Origin of the sequence: Parapontixanthobacter aurantiacus (genome assembly GCF_009827635.1) — a bacterium.
In the GTDB taxonomy this organism is placed as follows: Bacteria; Pseudomonadota; Alphaproteobacteria; order Sphingomonadales; family Sphingomonadaceae; genus Parapontixanthobacter; species Parapontixanthobacter aurantiacus.
In genome coordinates this window covers 20,690-43,205 of sequence record NZ_WTYW01000002.1, presented here as the reverse complement: position 1 = coordinate 43,205, position 22,516 = coordinate 20,690, and the positions used below count along the sequence as shown (strand labels likewise).

Here is a 22,516-nt window from a genome sequence, read left to right as displayed (position 1 = left end):
TGTTCGATGATTGCCGCCGCACTTTTCCCCAATTCCACTCCGCACTGGTTCAGACAGGACGTCACTGCCGCTTCGCTCGGCCTGTTCGCCGGCGGCCCGGCAGCATTCGCCGCGAACCTGCATTCCTGTTTCGCGCAACTGCACGGTCCCCGCCGCCACGCTCGCCCCAGCACGTCCTGGCATCCCTACCGCAGCGAAACCGGCGCCGCAGTCCTTTTTGACGGGACGATCGACAATAGCGAGGAACTTGCCCACCGCCTCGATCTGCCTTCGGATGCGCCGGTCGAGGCGCTCTACGTCGCTGCCGTCGAACGATGGGGCACGAGCGCCGATGCTCGGATCGTCGGCCAATATACGAGCATCGTTGCCGAACGCGGCGGCTCGCTCCGGCTCGCACGCAGCCCGTGGAACGGCCCCTCGCTCTTCTTCATGGTGCATGGCGGCGTCGTCATGGCCGCTTCGATCCCGCGCGTTTTCTTCGCCGCCGGCTTTCCCAAGCGGTTGAAGCGCGACCAGATCGCGGAAAGCCTCTATCTGATCGAGGATCTGTCCGGCGGCTACTGGTACGAAGGGCTGAATTATGTCGGTCACGGCACGACCGTCACGATCGACCCCGATGGTCGTTGGCACACGCATCGCTGGTACAATCCTCATGCGATCGAGCCTGTCCGATATGCGAGTGATCGCGACTATGTGGAACGCGCGGAGGAGTTGCTCCGCGAGGCCGTAACCGCCGCCCTTCGTCCGGCAAGGAAACCGGGCATTCTCCTGTCGGGCGGTCTCGATTCGAGCATCGTCGCCGACGAGATGTTGCGCCAATTGCAGCCCCATGAAAAGCTGCACAGTTTCACCTTCGTCCCGCGAGCCGACTTCGAAGAGACGCCGCCGCCCGGTATGTTCTTCGACGACAGACCGCTGGTGGAGGCACTCGCCGCAGAGCACCCCGGTCTGGAAGCGCATTTCAGCGACAATGCGGATTACGATTTCGACGGCCTCTATGACCGTTTCCTGCTTGCCGGAGATATCGGGCGTCCCTCTTCCGCGATCTCGGCAGCCTATCACGGTCCCGCAATGTTGGCGGCAGAGAGAGGCTGCGACTGGCTGTTTCACGCCGCGATGGGCAATAATTCCTTCAGCCAGGACGGCCGCTGGGCCTATGTCGAATTTGCGAGGACAGGCCGATGGCGCGAATTGTGGCGCATGGCGCGCTATCATCCCGGCGACGCGCGCCCCATGTGGCGGCGCATTCTCGCTCGCTCCATCCTTCCGCAATTTCCGGCGAGCATGCGCGAAGCGGTTCGGACAATAATTCATGGGCGTCAGCCGCCGCTCAATCGTCAGGCTTCGCTGCTGAAGGACTCGGCGATCGAGCGCCTCGATCTCGATCGACGGGCGCAACGAACGGGCGATCGCCGCTCCGGCGAATGGTTCAGGTCGCGGCGGGAATGGCTGGAGACGATCTGGCGGCTGCACGATCTCGGGGCAGAGCAGCATCACGCCGCAGAACAGGTCTATGGGCTGAAGATGCGCGATGTTACCGCCTACCGCCCGCTGATCGAGTTTTGCGCCGCCATTCCCACGCAGCAATTCGTCGCGGGCGGCGTGCAGCGCCTGCTCGCGCGGCGAATGGCAGAGGGGCGTCTGCCCGAAATTCAGCGTGCGAACACGGATTACGGCCAGCACAATGTCGACTGGCATCTGCGCATGAGCGAGCGCCTGCCGGAATTGCGTGAAGAAATCGCACGGATGGAAAGCGTGCCGGAACTGGCGCAACTTATCGATACGCGGCGAGCATACGCGCTGCTCGATCACTGGCCGGACACGACCCCGCGCGATCCTAAGACGGTCAAGGCACATTTCCACGCCCTGACGGGTGCCATTCTCACCGCACGGTTCCATCGCTATGTCAGCGGGACCAATCACTGAGGCGACCCGTCGCTGAACGGTAAATTCAGCGGTAATTCAGGGGTCGGGCGCTAGTTGACGACGTGTATGAACGCGGTCGAAGACTGCGGCGAAACTATCAATGGGGCATAGAATGAACGGAATGCAGACAATTGGCTGGGCGGGCACCGCTCTGGCATCGCTGGGACTTGCCCTGTCCGCAACGCCCGCCTGGTCGCAGGCGAAGAGCGGTACGGACTATCGCAACGTCATCTCGAATAATCTGTCCGCCTGTGCGCCGGGCAACGGCACGGGCACGATGATCACCATCACCAACATTTCACAGAGTAAGGGCAAGCTGCGGATACAAGCTTATCGCGGCGTGAAGAGCGATTGGCTCGAAGGCGGCAAGTGGCTCAACCGGATCGAGGTTCCCGCTCGTTCCGGCACGATGCGGGTGTGCATGCCGTTGCCTGGACCGGGCACCTACGCGATCGCGGTGCGCCACGATCTCAACGGGAACGGCAAGACCGACCTGACGGAAGATGGCGGCGGAATGTCGAACAATCCGAGCATAAACCTCTTCAATCTCGGCAAGCCGAGCTACACGAAGACCCGCTACACCGTCGGCGACCGGGCCAACAGCATCACCATCCAGATGCGTTACATGTAAGCCTATGAGCGGGGAGAGGCGTGCCGCTTCCCCCGCCATAGCGTCCAGAGCACCTGCGGCGCGGCGAGCAGCGGGTACTTACGCCGCCAGGGGGTCACTTCGAGCGCGATGCCCGTATGCCGCTCGATCTTCCAGGCGGCGTAATCCGCCGCCCCGTCGAAGGTCGTCGAGGCTTTCGACAGACGTAGCAGGTTGAGCGGCTTGCCGAGACGCCGGCGCCGCGCCCACCAGCGCAACCGTTCGCGGCGGCGCTCGGGCTGCAGATGAGGGCACAGAAGGCCCCCTGCATCACGCCAGGCTATCCCGGCAGCTTCCCATGCAAGCGGCAGGAGACCGTCGAAATGCTCCCGGTTGACGGCGAGGATGGATTCCTCGCGTCCCGACTTCTCGACGCGAAATTCCGCACTGTAGGTCGCCCGGAACAGGGCGCGCCAGTAATCTTCCGCCCGACCACATTCCGGGCCGAGCGCGGCGGCTAGCGTCGCTGCCGTTCGTGCAGCATCGGCAATGGCGGCGATGGTGCGATCCGCTGCATCTTCGCTAGCTTGCCAGACGAGCGCCGAGGGTTGCACGAAGCGGGTCCAGATCGTCGTATCACGCGTGTCGCCTCTTGCTGCCTCGGCGAATTTCTCCAGTGACATGGTGGCGATCTTCGCCCGCAGGACTTCGCCCTCATATGTCCACTCGCGATAGCCGATCCGCGGCCATATCCTTTCCTTTTGGACGCCCGGCAGCAGGACGTAGAAATCGAGCACCCCCTCGCGCGATCCGGTCCGCAGGTTCGAACCGTAGAACAGGACGGCCAGCGCTCCGGCCTCCTCGCCCAGCAGTTTGGCGAAGTGGGCGACTGCCGGATCGACCTCTTGCGACAACCGCTCCGCGATGCGCTGCGTCAGTCCTTCCGACGGGGCCGCGGTCATCGTCAGGGCGCCGGGGTCTGGAACCGGAGCGGCGGCCCCTGTTCCACGCGATAGCTTCCGGCCGGAAAGATTTCTCCGTCGAGAATGAATTCGTCGTCCAGCGCGATGTCGAACCCTTCGCTATCGACGCGGTGATAGCCCCAGCTGCCCAGCCAGCCGGGCTCCCAGCCGCGCAGAAGGGCTGGCATTATCGCCCAGATCAGACGCCGCGGCCGATCGATCACCGCGAGTTTCAGGCCGGGCCTGCGCTTGCCAAAGACCGCGAGGCCGAGCGGCATCGACCAGAGCGTCGAGGCAAGCATGATGCTCCGCCGAGAATGCTCGCCCTGTCCGCTATGCACCAGCGGCAGGTCGCCCGGCTGCAGCCGGATGTCGATGGCAACGCCGCGCCGCCAATCGTTGCGATTCGTGCCGAAAATCGTCTGCAGCGCGCCCCAGACCGCCGTCAGCGCGACTGCAAGGCCGCCGAATGCGCCCAGCCGGTGCGCATCCTGCGCGACCCTGACCCCGGTCGTGAAGGAGCCTGCTCCCATGATGAAGCCGGCGACCGGCGAACGCATCCCATCTCGTCGGGCGATGATGAGCGGTCGGCGCTCCGCTTCGAACCCGTTTTCCAGCGCGGAAACCGCGTCGGCGACCGTCCAGTCCTCCGGAATGCCGAGATCGTCGGTCAGCGCGTTAGTCTTGCCGCGCGGCAGCACGGCGAGGGCGGGCCAGCGCTCCTCAAAGACTGGCATTCCCGCGGTCAGCACGTCGCGCACCGTCCCGTCGCCTCCATCGACGATCAGGTAGTCGATGCCCTGCTCTGCAAATTCGCGCAGGACTTGCCGGATATCGTCCCGGTCGACGGGGCTGACGAGCGCAATATTGTCGCGATCCGCATGGGCGAGCGCGGTTTCGTGCGAACGCTTGCGGTTGCCGTGGCTTTTCGGGTTGAAGATGATCCCGATGCGCGCGGCCTCGTCCGCTGCGCAGTCCCAATAGCGCCGTGCCTCGCGCCGTCCCGGCGTTGCGCCGAGTGATTGAGCAGCGGACGGGACGGAGCTGCGATCCGGGCTTGCTGGATCGACCGGCTGACCGTCGGGGCCGTCTATGTCGTCGTTACGATCCATGGATGGTTTTGTTCTGCAACATCGCGAATTGCCGGCTCTTGACCTGATGCTCCCAAGCGGAGCGCCCAAAATCGCTGCCGGTTCGGAAAAACCGTATATGGCCTTATCGTCGTTTTGCGAACCCCGCCCGATATTCGGCTTTTCTCGCTAGCTGCGATACCCCTTCGCCCCGCGAAAGCCTCACAACCGCTTCTAAGCGTGTTCGATCATTTCGGCTAAGTGGTCGATGATCGCCGCGCGCGAGGCCGGTTTCTTCAGGCACGTCGTTTGGCTGAGGTCATCTGGCACGACGGATTCGTCGTAACCCGTAAGGAAGAGGATCGGCACCTCGTCCTCTCGCAATTGCCGGGCAACGTCGAAATTGGGACCGCTGCCCAAATTGATGTCCAGTACCGCCGCCTCCACGGGATTGTCCTCAAGCAAGGCCGGAACTTCGCTCCATTTCCCGGTAGGTCCGACGACGTCCGCACCCCCGCTTTCGAGAAAGGATTTCATCTCCATTGCCTGGAAATATTCGTCCTCGACCAGCAATATCCGGCGCCCTTGCAGTCTCTGATCCGTCATGGCCAATGCTTCCCCTTCGCGCCCGATTCGAAGATGCTGGCACCTTCCGTCAGCGGAAAGGCTATCTCTGCCAGAACGCCCTGTTCGGTCAATGTTATGCTGCCCTGCCCATTGAGTTCGTAAGGAACGCGGTCCTCGATCAGCTCGCTACCGAACCCCTTGACCGAGCCATTCGCGATCGGCTTGCCTCCATTCTCTTCCCACATGAGTTCGAGCCATGGGCCGTCCTCGCGTTTGGTCGCGAACCAGCGGATAGCCAGACGCCCTCCATGCCCGAGAACGCCGTATTTTATCGAATTCGTCGCCAGTTCGTGAACGGCCATCGTCACGACTTCGGCAGCCTTGGCAGACAACTGAACCTCGGGCCCTTCGAGAACCATCAGTTCCTCGTCGGCGACGCGGGCGAGTTCGTCGCGCAGCAGGCTGTCGAGATTGACCGAAGCATCGACGGCCTGCGACAGGATAACCTGCGTACGTGCCATCGCATCGATGCGTCCGAGCAGATGGGCGACATACTCGTCCTTCGTATCGTAGCGGTCCGACGACTGCCGGACGATCGATCGCACCATCCCCAAAAGATTGCGCACGCGATGTTGCAGCTCTTTCAAGAGGAGCCGGGAATACCGCTCGCTCGTCTTTAGCGCCTGCTCTCGCTCGTGCTCTTCAGTGATGTCGCGGGTAATCCCGCCCACCCGCCGGATCCGGCCATCCTCGCTTCGTATCGGAAATCCGCTGTCGCGCAGCCAGCGCAGCGAACCGTCAGGCTGAACGATGCGATATTGCTCGACGACCGCTTCGCCGTCCAGCGTTCGCGGCATGGCCTGTCTTACTCGCTTCCGATCATCCTCGTGGACATGGTCGTGGAATCTTGCAGGGTCCGAGACGAGCTCTTCGCGCGGAAAACCGAACCACGCCTCGAATTGCGGGCCCAGATACTCGAACCGGTTTTGTTCGGTATCGAAGATCCAGAGCAGATCGGAACTTGATTGCGCGAAGTGCCGGAACCTCGCCTCGCTTTCCCGCAGCCGGTTTTCCGCGTAGGCCCGCTTGACTGCGGCCCACAGGCGTTCGGCGACTTCGGCGGTGCGTTGGACGTCCTCATCGCTCCATTCCCGCGGCGAAGTCTGTACAACGCACAGGATGGCCTCGAGCTGGTCGTCCTTCACCAGCGGTACGTTGATCCATGCCATGACCTCCCGCGCTATGTAGTAATCCCTTTCCTGAGCGGCGATGTCCTGTTCCTGCCTGACATCGTCGACGATCCAGACATTGCCGGTTCCGACGATGTCGTAGGTCGTGCGGAATGCCTCCAGCGGATAGGTTCCGGCAAGGCTCGGCAAACCCTCGGCGGCATGGTCGTCGGCAACGACCCCGCAGTCTTCGGCTTCCCGATATTCCACGTAATAGACGCGGTCCGTCGAAAGATTGGCTGCCAGCAATTCACAGGCCATCCGTCGGATCGCCCCGGCATCGCCCAGGGTTCTGAGCCGGTCGCTGAGATCGAGCAGGAACGCCTGCCGCTCTTCCCTCTCCTGCGCAGAGCCTTTTTCGGCGTTCGGCCGCAAGACAGTCATCGCACGGCCATAACCACAAATAACCTCCGATCCAGTCTTTCGACTGCGCGAGCGCTGATCTGCATGATCAAATCAAATGGAGGTTTGAATGGTGTCGTCATTTGCTTGCGATGCGACGAAGTCCTTGTGTTTCGCGATGTTGCGCAGATGACTCTGATAACCCGGAGCCTTGGGCAAGGAAAGGCGTGCTCAACGGGGAGCCGGGTCATTCGCGGCGTAAGAGGAACGTTTCAAAGAACAGGCGCGGCATAGCCGGCGACCCGAAGCACGGTTCGCATCCGGAAATGTCTGTAATCTGAAAAGCTGGCGCACCCGACATTGCTAAAACTTCTGTCGCAGACAGTGTCGGGACGTCCATAACTACTCTGTAAAATCAGGGATTTGTCTTCTACCGTGTTCACGGTTGATCGCCCCCGATTGCCTGCATTTCGATCATCATGTGGGGTCGAAAGTTGGAACAATTTTTATGGTGTGTATAACCTATGGCACTGACAGCATTGAAGGTGAAGAACGCCAAGCCCGGTCGCTACGTTGATGGCCGTGGCTTGTGTCTTTTCGTGAAGGAAAGCGGCTCCCGCAGTTGGGTCTTGCGGATGCAGCATAACGGCAGGCGGCGCGATTACGGATTGGGATCGGCGCTCGATGTGACGCTGACCGAGGCGCGGGACGCCGCAGCCGCATTGCGCCGCCAGGTTCGCTCTGGGATCGATCCGGTTGCCGAGCGACGCAAGTCGCGCAAAGTGGTGCCGAGCTTCGAAACCGCAGCGCGCGAATGCTACGAGGCGTTGAAGGACGGCTGGAAGAACCAGAACTACCGCAACTGGATTTCCAGCATGGAAAACCACGTCTTCCCGCTGATCGGCAGGAAGCCCGTCGATCAGGTGGACAGCACCCACGTCGTCGAGGTGCTCACGCCGATCTGGCTCGAAATCCCCGATACTGCTCGCAAGATCTTGCAGCGCATCGGTGCCGTGCTCGACTTCGCGCATATCAAGGGATGGCGTGAAGAAGAGGCTGCGCTGCGCTCAGTCCGCAAAGGATTACCGCGCCAGACCGACAAGGTCGAGCACTTCAAGGCCATGCCCTATGCCGACATTCCAGCGTTCATGAAGGAGTTGGCGGCCGCATCACCCACCACGGGCCGCGATGCCCTGCGTTTCACGATCTACAACGCCGTGCGGTCGAGCGAGACGCGCAAGGCCGTCTGGACCGAGATCGATTTCGACAAGGCAACCTGGACTATCCCCGGCGAGCGCATGAAGGCAAAGGAAACGCATGTCGTGCCGCTCTCTAAGGCAGCGGTTTCGATTCTGCGTCGGCGCTGGAAACTGCGGACGAGCGACGCTGGCCTCGTGTTCTCGAATAATGGCGAGAAACCCATCAGCGACATGACAATGACCAAGCTACTGCGCGATGCCGGGATCAAGGGTGCAACCGTCCACGGCTTCCGTTCCGCGTTCACCGATTGGGCAGCAGAGAAGACCGACTTCCCGAAGGAGGTCGCGGACAAGGCACTGGCGCACAAGCTTAGCAACCAGGTTGAAGCCGCCTATCGCCGCACCGACTTCTTCGACAAGCGGCGCGACTTGATGGTTGTGTGGGCAGAGTTCCTAGGTCAAATGTAAGTGGATGAGACTTCCACTTGTAGAACGTGGCCGAACTGATCCCATGGCGGCGGCATACCTCCGCCGTCGGCATCCCCGCCTCCTGCTCCTTCAAAACCGCGATGATCTGCTCTCCGCTAAACCTGCTTCGCTTCATTTGCGTCCGACTCCTTCGCGTCGGACTCTACCAATTTGCGGTCACATTTCAGGGGAGCACGTCACGACTGACATGGCATTGATGAACGAATAGCTTGCGAGGTTCGTTTCGGAATTGACAGAGTAGCGCTGTAAATCTCCACAATGCTGCTGCCGACAGCCGATCATTAAGCATGATCAGATTGAGCACTCTACCAGTGCCCAGCTCGGCATATCTAAATCATGTGACAGCGAGCAAGGAATTTTGCTCAGGAGCCTGGTTTCTCCCGTACCTTGCCCGAGGAAATATCGACCGATACCACGCCGTCTCTGACCCTAGTGTCGAACACTTTCACCGGCTTTGTCGCCGGTAGCTTATCCGGCCAACCAGTTTTGAGATCGAATGCTGAACCATGCAGCACACATTCAATATGACAGTTCTCCAGAAAACCTTCCGACAAACTCCAGTTTCCGTGAGAGCATTTATCTGAAACCGCGAAAAATTCACCATCGGACTTACAGACTGCCAGGGCTTCGTCTAAACCGTCAGGCTCGAAGCGCAGAACCTCGCCATCCGCTAAGTCGTCACTTCTGCATACGTCAACGTACACGTTTTTTCCTTATCTTAACTCGGTGAGCGCATTGCTAGTGGAAGCCGCATGGTCTCATTTCAGCACGAAGCTGAACAAACTATGGATCCGACCTCGGTCTAAAAGCGGGGGGGGGGGGGGGGCAAGGTGCCCCCTATCGGCAAAACCCTCTTCGAGTCTCCAGTCAATCCTGATTCTCAACTTAGTAGTCGAATTGAACCGTCAAACCATAAGTCCGTGGCGGCGCGAAAGTGCCGAAGGCTATCCGATTACCACGTTGCGTGAAGACATGGGTGCGATAGACCTCGTCCGTGATATTTTTGACCCAAGCCTGGACCATCCACCGGTCATCGTTGGAATGCCAAGCAAGCCAGGCGTCTGCCACGGTGTGCTCGGGGATCACGTCCAGCGGATTATTGTCGACATTCGTATATGAGAGACTCTGGTATCGTGCGTTTGCATTGGCAACCAGATACCCGCGCTCACCACCGAGATCGAATTCATACTGTATGTGCCCGCCTGCGCTATGCTCAGGGGCCTGACGCAGGACGTTGCCAGAAAAATCACCCCCTCCGGAGATATCAGGGGTTCCAAAGAAGTCCTCGAACGTAACGTCGAGATAAGAATAGAACCCGCCGATCTCCAAGTTATCGGTTAGCAAGGCTGTGAATTCCGCCTCCAGACCAAGGATCTCAGCGTTGGCAGCGTTCTCGGTGATAAATTCGCCCGCACCCGATGTGGGAGGCTGAAAGAAGCGCGTAACCTGAAGGTCCTTGTAATCCACATAGAAGCCAGACAGATTAACACGCAGGTGGCTATCGAAGAAATCACCCTTCAGACCGACCTCGTAATTTGTGGCCTCTTCAGGTTCAAACGGCGTAGTCGCCCCGGCGGCAGTAGTGGCGGAGCCAGTATATCCACCGCTCTTGAAACCGGTCGACACCGTACCATACAGCATCACGTCGTCTGCAATGTCGTAATCGACAGCAAGCTTCCAAGAGAAGTTCTCCCAATTGTCGCTGCCACTCGCCGGATCGAACTGGGAGAGGACAAGTTGTAGTGAGGGGGATCGCGGCATGTCATTAAACGCTACAATCTCCTTTTCTTCGTAGGAGAACCGCCCCCCGGCCGTTAGAGTTAAACGAGGCGTAATCTCGTAACTACCCTGCGCAAAGCCCGCGACTGCCCAACCATCGAAAAGCATGTTTGCAATTGCATAATTCGGTTCAAGCGATGCATCCGCAAGCGCTGTAAACAGAATTCCTTCTGCACGGTTTATTTCTTCGGACGTAGCAAAGACACCGACTACCCAGTTGAAGGGCCCGTCGTTCGACGCAAGGCGCAGTTCACCGGTAAACTGTTGGGAATCTTCCCAAATGATATCCGTATTGTCGAATGTGAATCCAATCGAAGGATCGCCAAGCAGGAGATCGTTCGGATTTCCATTGGAGCCGGTGAGGTCTACGACCGGAGAAGGAGGCAGACCAGTATCGTCGTGCTCGAAGAAATAATCGGATTCCCGGTAGGCTCCATTGAAGGTCAAGGTGCCGATGGAAAGCTGCTTGTTGACCTCAATCATCGCACCGAAAGCCTCGCGGCTCCCGCCATTGTCATCCTCACCGAGATATGTGCGAACGGAGTCCGCTCCTCCCAGCGCAATATCCACGGCAACAGGATCTGACGCGCACCCACAGTCATGGAGCGGTCCTGCAGAACCGACCGGCTGTCGGTTGATGTTGCCAAGCTCTTCGTCCACGCCGTCCAGCGATAGCAGGACATCCAGTGTATCAGACGACTCCCAGCGGGTCTGCCAGCGCCAAGAAAACTGGTTGTTCCCACCTATTCTCTCAACCGTCCCCGGCACCCTTGACTGCTCCACCACCTGTTCGGGAATGATCCAATCGTCATATCCATCGAACGTTCGGCGACTGAAGGAAAATTTGGTGAATAGATTATCCGCCAGCGGAACATTGATAAGTCCGGCAGTGTCAAACTGGCCGTAATTGCCGATGGTCTGCCGCAGGCGCGCCCGGAAAGTGCTATCAGGCTTGCGCGTGACGTAATTGATAACGCCGCCAATCGAATTCTTGCCGAAGAGAGTACCCTGCGGACCACGTAGAATCTCTACCCGCTCCAGATCGAATATATCGACATTCGATGCGCTACGTGCAGCGAAATAAACACCATCAACCATCACCAGAGTGGAATCCGATGCGCCTGCACCATCTTCCTTCGTTCCGATTCCACGGATTGAAATCTCCGGCTGGCCAGGCTGGAAAGTGTTGAATGCTAGACCGGGTGTTATCTGAGCGAGATCGGTCACGCTGGTAATGCTCCCGGCTTCCAGCGCTTCGCCCGCGACAGCGGATATGGCCACTGGGATGCTCTGGAGCGACTCCTCCCTTTTCTGGGCAGTCACGACGATTACACCGAGACCTGTCGAATCCTCGGCCTCCAGGGCGTCCGTCTCGGTTGTCCCATCATCTTGGGCAAAGACAGTTGCCGGAAACATTGCGAGTGGCGCGCAGGCCGCCAGCAACCAGTAGCGTCCAATTACCTTTTTCGCAGGCTGTTTCTTTATCATATTTTCCCTCCCGGTGCTCCGTGTGACTGACCAAAACAATCAGGCGCATTTCTGCTAAGCAAGCGCTTAATTAGCCGGGCTTCGCGATATGTCAAGATTCCCGTTCGTCGCATACACGCGATGCATCATGAGATGTCGCACCGAGGTCCTAGGGTGGATCGCAGGTGGAGTTTCTTGGCAGCAAGACGTTGGTCATGATGCAATCAGACCGCCTTGAATTCGATCCATATTTCTTTGGGGAGGGGTGTGATTCGATTGCGGACGAGGCCATTCACGATCAAGCAAGACCGTCATTTCGCTCACCTCTTAGCTCGATCGAACATCTTCATCGGAGCAATGGCCTGTATTGACGGCCTGGATATTGAGTAATCCGTGAGAGCCGAAGGTTCCTACCTTTTAGCTGGTCCGCGCCACCATATCCCGGTCTTGGGTGTCAGTCGTCAGAACATTTGGCACCACTCGCGGCGTAAATTAGCGAAGCAGCGTCGGCCTTATCTTGGGGTTGATGTTGGGCGGCAAGCTTGCGGTGCTGCAAGCGCCGATGTGCGATGGTCTTGCGTTTGATCCTTTCTCGTTGTTGGATGATGGCTGGAGCTCTGCCGAAGTAGGCGCCTGCGGGCGTCACGTTGCTCAGGCTCTCATGGTAGCGCTGGTGATTGTAATGCTCAACGAAGGCCTCGATCTGCGCCTCCAGATCGCCAGGTAGGAAGTAGTTCTCCAGCAGCACGCGGTTTTTCAGGGTCTGGTGCCAGCGCTCGATCTTGCCCTGAGTCTGGGGATGGAACGGAGCGCCGCGCACGTGGCTCATGGCTTGCGCTTCGATGTATTCTGCCAGTTCGCACGCGATGTAGCTCGGACTATTGTCCGAGAGCAGCCTCGGCCTGTACTGAACATGCGCGTTATCGCAGCCGAGGCGGCCAGAGCCATATCCAGCGTGTCGGTGACGTCCTCGGCCCGCATCGTGCTGCACAGTCGCCAGGCGATGATGTAGCGCGAGTAATCGTCGAGCACCGTCGACAGATACATTCAGCCCCAGCCGATGATCTTGAAGTAGTCGAAGTCGGTCTGCCACATCTCATTGGGCCGGGTGGTCTGGAAGCGATCGGCCGCCTTGATCACCACATAGGCCGGGCTGGTTATCAGGTCGTGGGCCTTCAATAGCCGGTAAACCGTGGCCTCCGACACGAAGTAGCGCTGCTCGTCGGTGAAGCGCACCGCCAGTTCGCGGGGGCTCAGCTCCGACTGCTCCAGCGTCAGTTCGACGATCTGGCCCTGGATCCCGGACGGGATACGGTTACACACCCGGCTCGGCGCCGATGGCCGATCGGCAAGCCCTTCCGGCCCGCTTGTCCGTTATCGGTCATTCCAGCGGTAGAAGGTCCGCCGCGGGATGCCGAGCTGATCCAGCGTGCGCTTTGCTGGCAGGTGCGATTGCTCGACCAGCTTGGTGATCTCGAGCTTTTCGGTTGCGGGATACCTCATTCTTGGCCTCCCCCATCCGCCAGCATGCTTTTTTTGAGCAGACGGTTCTCGAGCGTCAGGTCGGCGACGCATTCCTTCAGATCGCGGGACTCACGGCGCAAATCCTTCATCTCGTCTGTCGTCGCCGCACGGGAAGTGTCGCCAGCCAGGCGGCGCTTGCCAGCTTCCATGAACTTCTTCGACCAGATGTAATATAGGCTCTCGGCAATGCCTTCCTCGCGGCACAACTCGGCGATGCTGTCTTCACCGCGCAGCCCATCCAGCACGATCCGGATCTTGTCCTCGGCCGAGAAATGGCGCCGAGTGGCACGGCGGATGTCCTTCACCACCGCTTCCGCAGGAGCCTTGGCGCGCGATTTTGTATTGGAGGGTTTGGGTCTCATCTTATGGGATGGACGCCTCCCGCAATCGGGCCAAGAAGATTGCAGCAACAATTGGGCAGAGGAGTTCGTCACATGCACATGCTGGCGATCGATTTGGGCAAGCAGTCCTTCCACATCTATGGGCTAACTGACGATGGCGAAGTGGTTTCGCGCAAGGTTGGGCGGGCCAAGCTTGTCGACGCGGTGACCAGATTACGACCACAATTGGTCGCGATGGAAGCTTGCGCTAGCTCGCACCATTGGGGTCGCACCTTCGAGTCTTTGGGGCACGGTGTGCGTCTCATCCATCCGCGTTTTGCAAAGCCGTTCGTGAAGGGATCGAAGAACGACGCAGTCGATGCCGAAGCCATTTTCGAAGCAGCTGCCAGACCAACCATGCGGTTCGTGCCACTGAAGAGTGTCGAGCAGCAGGATCTTCAGTCACTGCATCGAACGCGCGACAGGCTGGTCGTCCAGCGGACCGCTTTGATCAACCACACGCGTGGGCTTTTGGCTGAGTATGGCATAGTCATGCCCGCTGGTGCGTCCCGGTTCCGCTTGCAGATCGAGAGAATCATTGAGACCGCCGAACTCTCGGACTTGGCCGAGCCCCTGTTTCGACAACTCGTTGAGGAGTATCGCGACCTTGATGCCAGAGTGTCGGCTCTTGATGACATGCTGGTCAAGATCTGCCGCACCGACGAACGTTGCAAACGTCTGACCACGCTACCTGGCGTAGGACCGATCGTCGCGACCTCCTTGGTGGCCGCGATTGACGATGGCCGACACTTCAAATCAAGCCGGAGCCCTCTCTGCCTGGATAGGTCTGGTACCGCGACATTACACGACCGGCGACAAACCAAGGCTGGGCGGCATCGGAAGCAGGGCCAACCATTATCTCAGACGGCAACTTATTCACGGGGCTCGATCAGCATTGCTAAGGATCAGCAAGCACGAAGACCCGCGATCAAAATGGGCGCAGGACCTGCTAACCCGAGCTGGGCACAACAAGACGCTCGTCGCCATGGCGAATAAGACGGCTCGCATGGCATGGGCGATATTGCGCAGCGGAGAGAGCTACAAGGTCGCGTGACCATGGCTCAGCGCTGAGCGGGATCACGAATGGCTTTAAATGCGAGGTGAAGACTTGATGGTGTAACGGCACGGACCGCCGCTTCACAGCCTGTGAGGAACGATGGCCTTCGAGGCCGCTCATCTTAGAAGGCACTGAACCGCGCGGATTCGCATCATGGCCAGAAGCAAGTTTGCTTCGATCGATAGGCCGGATAGATTCACGCATCCAATGCCGCAGCACGATCAAAAATCCACCTTGCGCGGGAGGCGTCCATAGATTCGTTCCTTCGTCACTACGACGAGACCCAAACCCCCCTTAAATCACAACCTCAAACCTGTGCCATGGGTGCTGACGGGGGACAGATCTAGGGCACCTTCTCTGGCCGGGCACAGCCATTTGCGTTCATCGAGCCGGTTTGAGCAGCTCGCGAAGAGAAAAATCTGGATCACCAAGTTGATCTGCCGAGGCGTGGTGTCGGCGTTCGACCAGGCGTTTACCGATGCTCATCTCGGCCGGACGGTTGACCGTCAACGCTCCTACGATGACGTCATCGAAGCGGAAGAAAGCGGCGAAGGCGTTGCTTTCGATTTGACCTCGCACGGTTACTTCCGCATCGACCGGAATGTGACCGCAAAACTGGATGTTGAGATCGAACTGGTCGCTCCAGAACCATGCGGGGCGGCAATAATCACTTTCGTGACCAAGCATCGCCAAGGCGGCCGCATCCGCCTGTTCTGCCGCGTTCTGGTAGGTTTCGTGACGAATTCGGCCGCCAAAGAAACTTTCTTGCTGAGCCACATCACCCGCCGCGAAGACGTTCGGGTGACTGGTACGGCACTCACGGTTAACGACGATACCATTATCGGTTGCAATCCCCGCCCCTTTTGCCAAGCCAACTTCCGGAGCGATGCCCACGCCGACCACCACAGCATCGCAAGCCACAAGCGATCCATCGTCTAGCTCGACCTCACTCACCCGGCCGTCAACCACCCTCATTCCACTCACACCTCGGCCGAATCGGGTGTCGACACCGCGATTGCGATGTTCCTCGCCCAACCATTGGCTGAATTGCGGCCCAAGGGATCGAATCATCGGTCCCGCCAAGGGCTCGATGGCAGTCACCTTGCAACCGAGCTTTGTTGCGCTCGCCGCCACCTCCGCCCCGATTACACCCATTCCGACGACCACTATTCGCGCTCCGTCCACCAAATCAGCCGCCATGCGGACTGCGTCATCGCGCGTGCGGAGATAATGTACATTTGCAGCATCAGCTCCCCGGATGTTCAGCTTGCGAGCTGAACCACCTGTGGCCAGCAAGATCCGATCAGCCGGGATCAGCCTGCCATCCGACAAGCTGACCTCGCCGGAAGCCAGGTCAAGCGCTTCGGCGCGCATTCCCAGATGCAGATCAATCTTGTTGTCAGCGTACCATGAGTCATCTTGCAGAAAAAAATTGTCTGCTGTGTTCGAAGGATCCCAAAGCATCTCCTTTGATAATGGCGGCCTTTCGTAGGGCCTCCACGGTTCTTCACCAATCAATACGATCTGGCCATCGAACCCAGACTGCCGTAACGCCTCCACGGCACGGCCTCCGGCGAGATTTGCTCCGATGACAGCAATCGAGCGGATACCCATTTTCTATCCTTCCTTGGGGCAAATTGATTGCTCTTGCCTCTTAAGTGTTTGTGCGACGACCACTTTGCTCGGTCGCCATCAGTATTTATGAGCGCTGTGCAAGAGCTGAAAAAGGCTAATGAGGATCCAAGCATGTTTCCTGAAAAACATCTCCGGATCCACTTGCCGCCTGCGATCCCGTATCCGAACTGATTTCGTAAAGCCCGGTCAGTGAGCATTTATCCGCAGTCTTGCAGCATCGGTTGATCCATCAGTTGCCGACGCTCTCCGAATACACATCCGAAACAACACGTTTTCAATTCTGCTCGACTTCGAGCTTCAGGTCTTCCAACGGATAGAGCCTGCAAGCTAGCACAAAACCTTTGGCCTGGTCCTCGGGAGATATTTTCGAGACACTCATCTTGCCCGTCTTGTATTCGCCTTCGACCACCCGAACGCGACAGAACCCACATCCTCCTCCGCGGCAACCCACGCCGATATCGGATAACCCTCTGCGTTCCATTGCGAACAGTACGCGTTCCTCTTCGGAGCACGCGAACTGGCTGCCGCCGACGATCTCTATTTGATAAAGCTTAGCGCTCATTTCTTCATATTTTCGGCCGCTTTGGCCGCCACGCTCTGCCCACCGACTGCGAAATGCGCGGGCGGCATCTCCCGCAGAATGATGCGAACTGATTCGCGCGGAGCGCCGAGCGACTGGATGGCCGCTTCGGTCAGGGCCTTTATCAAGCGTTCCTTGGCTTCAGGCGGACGTCCTTCGAGCAGATTGACTTCAATTATCGGCATATCACGCTTCCACTTGGAACATGACCGCGCCAAGATTTTGCACTGTGCTTCGCACAGTCTGGCCTGGTGCCAGGTTAGGCGCAGCGGTAATTCCTCCGGCCATCACCAGATCGCCGGCTTCAATTCGTTCGCCTGCTTCAGCGACCAGCCGCGCCGCCGCGACTAACGAACGTACTGGATTCCCCAGGATCGCTGCGCTTGAACCCACTTCGACCACTTTGCCATCAATCTCGAGAATGACGCCGAGGTTCGAAAAATCGATTCGAGGATCGCCCCATGAGCCGATGACCAGGCCCGACGAAGAGGTATTATCGGCGATCACATCCTCCAACGTAAATTTGAAGTTCTCGTACCGGCTGTCGATAATCTCCATTGCCGGAGCAATCGCTTCAACCGCTGCCATTGCTGCTGCTGGCGTCACATCACCGGCCAGAGGTGCCTTCATCAGAAAGGCAATCTCCGGTTCGACGCGGGGATGGACAAAGCGTTTGCGCGACAGTGCTGAGCCTTCCTCTACAAGCATGGCATCGGTCAAGCGCCCCCAGGCGACCTCTTCAACCCCGACTTGCTGCATCTTGGCCCGACTGGTCAGCCCCATTTTTACACCAATGCGTTTCTCTCCGCGCGACAAACGGCGATCTACAGATAATTTCTGGACCTGATATGCTTCGGCTACGGTGAAAGCGTGGTCTTGAGGCTTTACCTGTGCAGTCGCCTTCGCCTCTCGTGCAGCTGTGTCGAGCGTTTCGGCGTAGCGTAAGAGCCTATCCATTTCAGCTAGCCTTCGCCTTGATCAAATCAAGCGCAACATCGGTGATCATATCCTCCTGGCCACCAACCATGCGACGGTTGCCAAGTTCGACGAGGATCTCACGAGTATCGATTCCATATTGCTCTGAGGCCTTCTCCGCGTGGCGCAGAAAACTGGAATAGACACCAGCATAGCCAAGGCTAAGCGTTTCCCGATCAACTCGAACCGGTCGATCCTGCAGGGGTCGGATCAGGTCGTCCGCAGCGTCCATCAATGCCATTACATCGCATCCATGCTTCCAACCCTTGCGGTTCGCGGCCGCGATGAAAACTTCGAGTGGCGCATTCCCTGCTCCCGCCCCCATTCCGGCAAGACTCGCATCGATCCGCACCGCCCCCGCCTGAGCCGCGACGATCGAATTCGCCACGCCGAGCGACAGGTTATGATGCGCGTGAATACCGCGTTCGGTTTCGGGCTTGAGTACCCGCTCATAAGCCTGAAGCCGCTCCGAAACGCCATCCATATCAAGCGCGCCACCACTATCCGTGACATAGACACATTGCGCGCCATAACTTTCCATCAGTTGCGCTTGTTGGGCCAATGCCTCTGCATCGATCATATGGCTCATCATCAGGAAGCCAGAGACATCCATGCCCAAATCGCGGGCAATACCAATGTGCTGTTTGGAAACGTCAGCCTCGGTACAATGCGTCGCAACACGCACCGAGCGAACCCCCATCGAATAGGCCTGTTTGAGTTCCTCGACCGTGCCGATACCAGGAACAAGAAGCGTTGTCAGGACAGCGTTTTGGATAACCTCGGCTGCCGCCTCTATCCAGTCCCAGTCGGTATGTGCACCGAAGCCATAATTGAAGGTCGATCCGTTCAGGCCATCGCCGTGCGATACCTCGATCGCATCGACTCCCGCATCATCCAGCGCTTTGGCAATCGTCCGAACGCTGTCCGTTCCATACATGTGAAGGATGGCGTGCATCCCGTCGCGCAAGGTCACATCTTGAATGTAAAGGCGGTCGGATTCGGGGTTGAACGTCATGCTGCACTCTTTTCCATGTGTGCTTTGGCCAGACTTTCTCCCGCGGCCTTTGCAGCCGCTGTCATGATGTCGAGGTTGCCCGAATAGTTAGGGAGGTAGTCCCCTGCTCCCTCGACTTCGAGAAACACGCTGGTCTTGAGACCTTCGAATTCACCGTAGCCCGGAATCTTGAGCGGTCGGTTCGAGCCGAAACGTTCAAACTGGACGTCCTGTTTGAGTCGGTACCCCGGCACATATGACTGAACCCTGGCAATCATCGCATGAACAGAATCGCGGACCTTGCCCTCATCGACCATCTCGGACAGCGTGAATATGGTATCGCGCATAATCATCGGCGGTTCGGCGGGATTGAGTATGATCACCGCTCTGCCTTTGCCCGCGCCACCTACCGTTTCGATCGCTCTGGCGGTTGTGCGAGTGAATTCGTCAATATTTGCGCGAGTTCCTGGCCCAGCAGAACGCGAAGAAACCGACGCCACAATTTCGGCATAGTGCACCGTCGCGACCTGGGATACCGCCGCCACGATCGGGATCGTTGCTTGGCCGCCGCAGGTCACCATGTTGATGTTTCGCACTGAAGGGTCGATTGCCGGGTTGACCGGAGGGATGGTGGCTGGTCCAATTGCCGCCGGCGTAAGATCAACCATTAGCTTTCCTTCGCGAGCGAAAGCTTCATCGTGCGCCTTGTGCGCATAGGCTGAAGTAGCATCGAAGGCGATGCCGATTTCCGCATATTCCGGCATACGCATCAGGCCCTCGATCCCCTCATGCGTGGTCTTAACGCCTCGCTCTTGTGCCATAGCCAGACCTTCAGATGCCGCATCGATGCCTACCACCGCAGACAATTCCAGTGTGTCTGAACCCTTGAGCAGCTTGATCATAAGATCAGTTCCGATATTTCCAGACCCGATAATCGCGCATTTCATTTTGGTCATGTGACCAGTCTCCACTTCATGTTTTAGTTTGCGTCTGCAGCAAATACTGCCCGGACTATTCCAAGGCCGTTGATCCGCGCTTCTACGATATCGCCTGGCGAAACCCCGGCCATCGGCCCAAGCGCTCCTGACAGAATGATGTCACCTTCCATCAAAGGGCGCCCGGCCTTGGCCATCACTTGGGCCAGCCACAAGGAAGCGGTAATCGGGCTATGCAGGCACGCAATTCCGGCACCCACCGAAATCGGTTCGCCTTTTGATTCCATAACCATGCCGCAGCTGCGCAGGTCGATCCCTTCGAGCTTGCGCGGTACCGCGCCCAGGACGAACAGGCCGCTTGAAGCATTGTCGGCAATCGTATCCCAAATCTTGATGTCCCAGTTCGCAATCCGGCTATCGACGATTTCGATCGCAGGCACGACGTATTCGATTGCCCGGATCAGCTCAGCAGTCGTCAGGTCAGGGTGCGGAAGATCGCGGCCAACGACTATTGCGATTTCTGCCTCGACCTTGGGCTGGATAACCCGATCGAGTGAAACAGGCATGCCTTCTGCCACGTCCATATCTGCGAACAGCATGCCGTAATCGGGCTGGTCTACCCCGAGCTGATTCTGGACAGCCAGCGACGTCAGGCCGATCTTGCGCCCAACCAGACGCCGCCCCTTGGCCAAATAATGTCTGGTATTGCTCTCTTGCACAGCATAGGCCGCGTCCAAACCGCCTGCGCTGATCATATCCCTGACAGGGTCGATTTCCTTGCCGCTCTTAGCCGCCTCGCGCAAAGCACAAGCGGCCCGATCAATGATGGCTGGGTCAATAGTCGTGTTGGTAGTCATGATCTTACAGCTTCACGCAAATGTTGTTAAGTTCGGTATAGAATTCGAGGCTGTGCACCCCACCTTCGCGACCAATTCCCGAATGGCCAGAGCCACCAAAGGCCGTGCGAAGATCCCGCAAGAACCAGGAATTCACCCAGGAGACACCGACATCCATCGCTGCCGCGACGCGGTGTCCGCGAGACATGTTCTCAGTCCAGATTGAGGCACATAGGCCGTAGGGCGAATCATTCGCCAGCGCGATGACTTCGTCCTCCTCGTCGAAGGGAATTACCCCGCAGCAAGGACCAAAGATCTCCTCGCGCATCACTGTGCTGTCGTGTGAAAGTCCGGTCCAAACGGTGGGCTGAACAAAAAAGCCTGCCCATTCTGGCCCGGAAAGCTCAGGAGTGCCACCGCCGGTCACCACGGTCGCGCCTTCTTCAACGGCGCGGCGATAGTAACCCAGAACTTTATCGCGGTGCTCAGCGCTTATCAGCGGACCAAGGTAAGCGGGATCGTCGATCGCACCTGGCTTGAATCCTTCCGCGGCCTCCTTCATTCGCGCGACGAACTCCTCGTAGACAGGACGTTCAACATAGACACGCTCCGTCCCCAGACACACTTGTCCTGTATTCATGAAAATCGCGCGCGACAGCCCTTCTACGGCCTTATTCAAATCAGCGTCCGCGAAAACAATCCCTGGGTTTTTTCCTCCCAGTTCGAACGATACGTCCCGCACGCCGACTGCTGCCTTTTGCATAATAGCTTCGCCGGTGCCGGTCTCTCCGGTGAAAGTGATCGCGTCGACGTCGCTATTTGACGTAAGAAACTCACCCGCCGAGCCAGGCCCGAAGCCATGAACGACATTATAGACGCCATCTGGCATTCCGACTGCGTTCATCACCTCACCAAGCAAAGCGGCCGTCCGGGGTGTTTCTTCCGAAGGTTTGACGACTACGGTATTACCACAAGCCAGTGCCGGGCCGACCTTCCAAGTCATCAGCAATAGCGGGAAGTTCCAGGGGCAGATTACCGCAATTACCCCTTTTGGCTTGCGAACCGTGTAATTGTTGGCCTGCCCTCCATCGGGCGTGTCTGTGATGAAGCTCTCGCCGGGCATGGTCGAAATTACATCGGCGAACATCCTGAAATTCGCTGCGCCGCGAGGTATGTCGATATGGGCGGCGACAGCGCGAGGTTTGCCAGTATCGGCCACTTCCGCCGCCAGAAAATCGTCGGATCGGCGCTCAATCTCTGCCGCCACGGCGGTGATCAGCTTGACACGCTCAGAAGTAGTCATGCTGCCCCAGCGCCCATTGAGCGCATTCCTCGCAGCGGCAACCGCGTCCGCGACATCGTCGGCGCTTGCCTCCTGAACGAGACCTATCTGCTCCCCAGTGGCTGGATTAAAATTGGGGAACGACTTGCCCTCGCTTCCCTCGCGATAGGTACCGTCGATAAAGTTGAGAACAGTGTCTGTCACTGCAGGGGAAGCATAGGATGTCATTGCTACGGAATATCCTAGAATTGCAATTCGGACTGATTGTTAAAACTGTCGGGCGTCAATCGCGGCGAGGCCAGCATTGGCGCATTCTACATCCTGTTCTTCTGATCCGCCCGAGACCCCGATTGCGCCGACACACTCTCCGTTGATTTCGATCGGCAATCCACCGGCAAACATAGCAATCCCGGGCTGCCTTCCAATCCCGTCTCGCAGCGCTGGATTGCCCGAGACCATCACGTAAAAGTCCGGCGTAGGAACCCGAAAGCTGGCTGCGGTGCAGGCCTTGTCCTGGGCGATCTTGTTTGATGGTGCAGGCGAACCGTTGGCACGCAGAAAAGCGAGCAGATCTCCTCCCGCACCGACGACGGCTGCAGCCACCGGACAGTCCATGTCTGCCCCCCTGGAAACAGCCGCTGCTACGGCCGTGAGTGCCAGTTCATGACTGACCGTCTGGATCGAAATAACACCCTCCAT

At 58.4% G+C, this 22,516-nt stretch carries 18 protein-coding genes and 3 pseudogenes; 4 read left to right on the top strand and 17 right to left on the bottom strand.

The genetic code is table 11. The annotated features are described in order from the left end of the window. Positions 1-6 precede the first annotated feature (6 nt). Together GRI38_RS08405 and GRI38_RS08400 are read left to right on the top strand one after the other, a co-directional pair. Complete coding sequence (locus GRI38_RS08405) at positions 7-1,926, top strand: asparagine synthase-related protein (RefSeq protein ID WP_160682582.1); 1,920 nt, start codon at positions 7-9, stop codon at positions 1,924-1,926. Positions 1,927-2,038: 112 nt separating this feature from the next. Further along, positions 2,039-2,557, top strand: coding sequence for a DUF2141 domain-containing protein (locus tag GRI38_RS08400; protein WP_237487462.1), 519 nt, complete (start codon positions 2,039-2,041; stop codon positions 2,555-2,557). Between the two features lie 2 nt (positions 2,558-2,559). Here the strand turns inward: GRI38_RS08400 and GRI38_RS08395 are convergent, their stop codons facing one another. The 4 genes from GRI38_RS08395 to GRI38_RS08380 all read right to left on the bottom strand — a co-directional run bounded on the left by GRI38_RS08395 (position 2,560) and on the right by GRI38_RS08380 (position 6,727). Beyond that, entirely contained in the window at positions 2,560-3,477 is a 918-nt protein-coding gene (locus GRI38_RS08395) for a hypothetical protein (RefSeq protein ID WP_160682580.1), read from the bottom strand. Between the two features lie 2 nt (positions 3,478-3,479). After that, a complete protein-coding gene (locus GRI38_RS08390) occupies positions 3,480-4,589 on the bottom strand; it encodes a diacylglycerol/lipid kinase family protein (protein ID WP_160682578.1) in 1,110 nt (369 codons plus the stop codon). 192 nt (positions 4,590-4,781) lie between these two features. Beyond that, positions 4,782-5,153, bottom strand: a complete 372-nt coding sequence (locus GRI38_RS08385) for a response regulator (protein WP_160682576.1) — start codon at positions 5,151-5,153, stop codon at positions 4,782-4,784. After that, positions 5,150-6,727, bottom strand: coding sequence for a sensor histidine kinase (locus tag GRI38_RS08380; RefSeq protein ID WP_160682574.1), 1,578 nt, complete (start codon positions 6,725-6,727; stop codon positions 5,150-5,152). Before GRI38_RS08380 ends, GRI38_RS08385 begins: the two co-directional genes overlap by 4 nt. 482 nt (positions 6,728-7,209) lie before the next feature. Between GRI38_RS08380 and GRI38_RS08375 the strand changes: the two genes are divergently transcribed. Beyond that, a complete protein-coding gene (locus tag GRI38_RS08375; RefSeq protein WP_098106031.1) occupies positions 7,210-8,352 on the top strand; it encodes a tyrosine-type recombinase/integrase in 1,143 nt (380 codons plus the stop codon). Between the two features lie 7 nt (positions 8,353-8,359). On the opposite strand, the pseudogene GRI38_RS08370 reads toward GRI38_RS08375, so the two are convergent. From GRI38_RS08370 to GRI38_RS08355, 4 genes and pseudogenes are all read right to left on the bottom strand, one after another. Continuing rightward, a pseudogene (locus GRI38_RS08370) lies at positions 8,360-8,488 on the bottom strand (transposase); the annotation flags it as partial. Positions 8,489-8,735: 247 nt separating this feature from the next. Continuing rightward, a complete protein-coding gene (locus GRI38_RS08365) occupies positions 8,736-9,077 on the bottom strand; it encodes a non-heme iron oxygenase ferredoxin subunit (RefSeq protein WP_098106029.1) in 342 nt (113 codons plus the stop codon). A gap of 181 nt (positions 9,078-9,258) precedes the next feature. Beyond that, complete coding sequence (locus GRI38_RS08360) at positions 9,259-11,640, bottom strand: TonB-dependent receptor (protein ID WP_160682572.1); 2,382 nt, start codon at positions 11,638-11,640, stop codon at positions 9,259-9,261. 511 nt (positions 11,641-12,151) lie between these two features. Then, positions 12,152-13,505, bottom strand: a pseudogene (locus tag GRI38_RS08355) (IS3 family transposase); the annotation flags it as partial. 72 nt (positions 13,506-13,577) lie between these two features. Between GRI38_RS08355 and GRI38_RS08350 the strand changes: the two are divergent. Then, positions 13,578-14,577, top strand: a pseudogene (locus GRI38_RS08350) (IS110 family RNA-guided transposase). 384 nt (positions 14,578-14,961) lie between these two features. On the opposite strand, the gene GRI38_RS08345 reads toward GRI38_RS08350, so the two are convergent. The 9 genes from GRI38_RS08345 to GRI38_RS08305 all read right to left on the bottom strand — a co-directional run bounded on the left by GRI38_RS08345 (position 14,962) and on the right by GRI38_RS08305 (position 22,516). Further along, positions 14,962-16,194, bottom strand: coding sequence for an NAD(P)/FAD-dependent oxidoreductase (locus GRI38_RS08345; protein ID WP_202389927.1), 1,233 nt, complete (start codon positions 16,192-16,194; stop codon positions 14,962-14,964). A 295-nt stretch (positions 16,195-16,489) separates the two neighbouring features. Next, positions 16,490-16,777 carry a 2Fe-2S iron-sulfur cluster binding domain-containing protein gene (locus GRI38_RS08340; protein WP_098106027.1) on the bottom strand — a complete coding sequence of 96 codons (288 nt, stop codon included), beginning with the start codon at positions 16,775-16,777 and terminating at the stop codon, positions 16,490-16,492. Further along, a complete protein-coding gene (locus tag GRI38_RS08335; protein WP_098106026.1) occupies positions 16,774-16,980 on the bottom strand; it encodes a 2-hydroxymuconate tautomerase in 207 nt (68 codons plus the stop codon). Before GRI38_RS08335 ends, GRI38_RS08340 begins: the two co-directional genes overlap by 4 nt. Before the next feature lies 1 nt (position 16,981). Next, positions 16,982-17,752 carry a 2-keto-4-pentenoate hydratase gene (locus GRI38_RS08330; protein ID WP_098106025.1) on the bottom strand — a complete coding sequence of 257 codons (771 nt, stop codon included), beginning with the start codon at positions 17,750-17,752 and terminating at the stop codon, positions 16,982-16,984. 1 nt (position 17,753) lies between these two features. Further along, positions 17,754-18,785, bottom strand: a complete 1,032-nt coding sequence (dmpG, locus tag GRI38_RS08325; RefSeq protein ID WP_098106024.1) for a 4-hydroxy-2-oxovalerate aldolase — start codon at positions 18,783-18,785, stop codon at positions 17,754-17,756. After that, positions 18,782-19,720: an acetaldehyde dehydrogenase (acetylating) gene (locus GRI38_RS08320; protein ID WP_098106379.1), complete on the bottom strand. Its 939-nt coding sequence runs from the start codon at positions 19,718-19,720 to the stop codon at positions 18,782-18,784. The genes dmpG and GRI38_RS08320 overlap by 4 nt, the downstream gene beginning before the upstream one ends. Before the next feature lie 23 nt (positions 19,721-19,743). Next, positions 19,744-20,556: a fumarylacetoacetate hydrolase family protein gene (locus GRI38_RS08315; protein WP_098106023.1), complete on the bottom strand. Its 813-nt coding sequence runs from the start codon at positions 20,554-20,556 to the stop codon at positions 19,744-19,746. Between the two features lie 4 nt (positions 20,557-20,560). Next, the gene (locus GRI38_RS08310) at positions 20,561-22,045 is read right to left on the bottom strand and encodes a 2-hydroxymuconic semialdehyde dehydrogenase (RefSeq protein WP_160682570.1); all 1,485 of its coding nucleotides are present in this window, start codon (positions 22,043-22,045) and stop codon (positions 20,561-20,563) included. 39 nt (positions 22,046-22,084) lie between these two features. After that, a complete protein-coding gene (locus GRI38_RS08305; RefSeq protein ID WP_160682568.1) occupies positions 22,085-22,516 on the bottom strand; it encodes a GlcG/HbpS family heme-binding protein in 432 nt (143 codons plus the stop codon).

Coding starts and splice junctions, on each gene's coding strand:
- GRI38_RS08405 (WP_160682582.1), top strand. CDS start 7: ATGATTGCCGCCGCACTTTTCCCCAATTCCACTCCGCACTGGTTCAGA.
- GRI38_RS08400 (WP_237487462.1), top strand. CDS start 2,039: ATGAACGGAATGCAGACAATTGGCTGGGCGGGCACCGCTCTGGCATCG.
- GRI38_RS08395 (WP_160682580.1), bottom strand. CDS start 3,477: ATGACCGCGGCCCCGTCGGAAGGACTGACGCAGCGCATCGCGGAGCGG.
- GRI38_RS08390 (WP_160682578.1), bottom strand. CDS start 4,589: ATGGATCGTAACGACGACATAGACGGCCCCGACGGTCAGCCGGTCGAT.
- GRI38_RS08385 (WP_160682576.1), bottom strand. CDS start 5,153: ATGACGGATCAGAGACTGCAAGGGCGCCGGATATTGCTGGTCGAGGAC.
- GRI38_RS08380 (WP_160682574.1), bottom strand. CDS start 6,727: ATGACTGTCTTGCGGCCGAACGCCGAAAAAGGCTCTGCGCAGGAGAGG.
- GRI38_RS08375 (WP_098106031.1), top strand. CDS start 7,210: ATGGCACTGACAGCATTGAAGGTGAAGAACGCCAAGCCCGGTCGCTAC.
- GRI38_RS08360 (WP_160682572.1), bottom strand. CDS start 11,640: ATGATAAAGAAACAGCCTGCGAAAAAGGTAATTGGACGCTACTGGTTG.
- GRI38_RS08345 (WP_202389927.1), bottom strand. CDS start 16,194: ATGGGTATCCGCTCGATTGCTGTCATCGGAGCAAATCTCGCCGGAGGC.
- GRI38_RS08340 (WP_098106027.1), bottom strand. CDS start 16,777: ATGAGCGCTAAGCTTTATCAAATAGAGATCGTCGGCGGCAGCCAGTTC.
- GRI38_RS08335 (WP_098106026.1), bottom strand. CDS start 16,980: ATGCCGATAATTGAAGTCAATCTGCTCGAAGGACGTCCGCCTGAAGCC.
- GRI38_RS08330 (WP_098106025.1), bottom strand. CDS start 17,752: ATGGATAGGCTCTTACGCTACGCCGAAACGCTCGACACAGCTGCACGA.
- dmpG (WP_098106024.1), bottom strand. CDS start 18,785: ATGACGTTCAACCCCGAATCCGACCGCCTTTACATTCAAGATGTGACC.
- GRI38_RS08320 (WP_098106379.1), bottom strand. CDS start 19,720: ATGACCAAAATGAAATGCGCGATTATCGGGTCTGGAAATATCGGAACT.
- GRI38_RS08315 (WP_098106023.1), bottom strand. CDS start 20,556: ATGACTACCAACACGACTATTGACCCAGCCATCATTGATCGGGCCGCT.
- GRI38_RS08310 (WP_160682570.1), bottom strand. CDS start 22,045: ATGACATCCTATGCTTCCCCTGCAGTGACAGACACTGTTCTCAACTTT.
- GRI38_RS08305 (WP_160682568.1), bottom strand. CDS start 22,516: ATGGAGGGTGTTATTTCGATCCAGACGGTCAGTCATGAACTGGCACTC.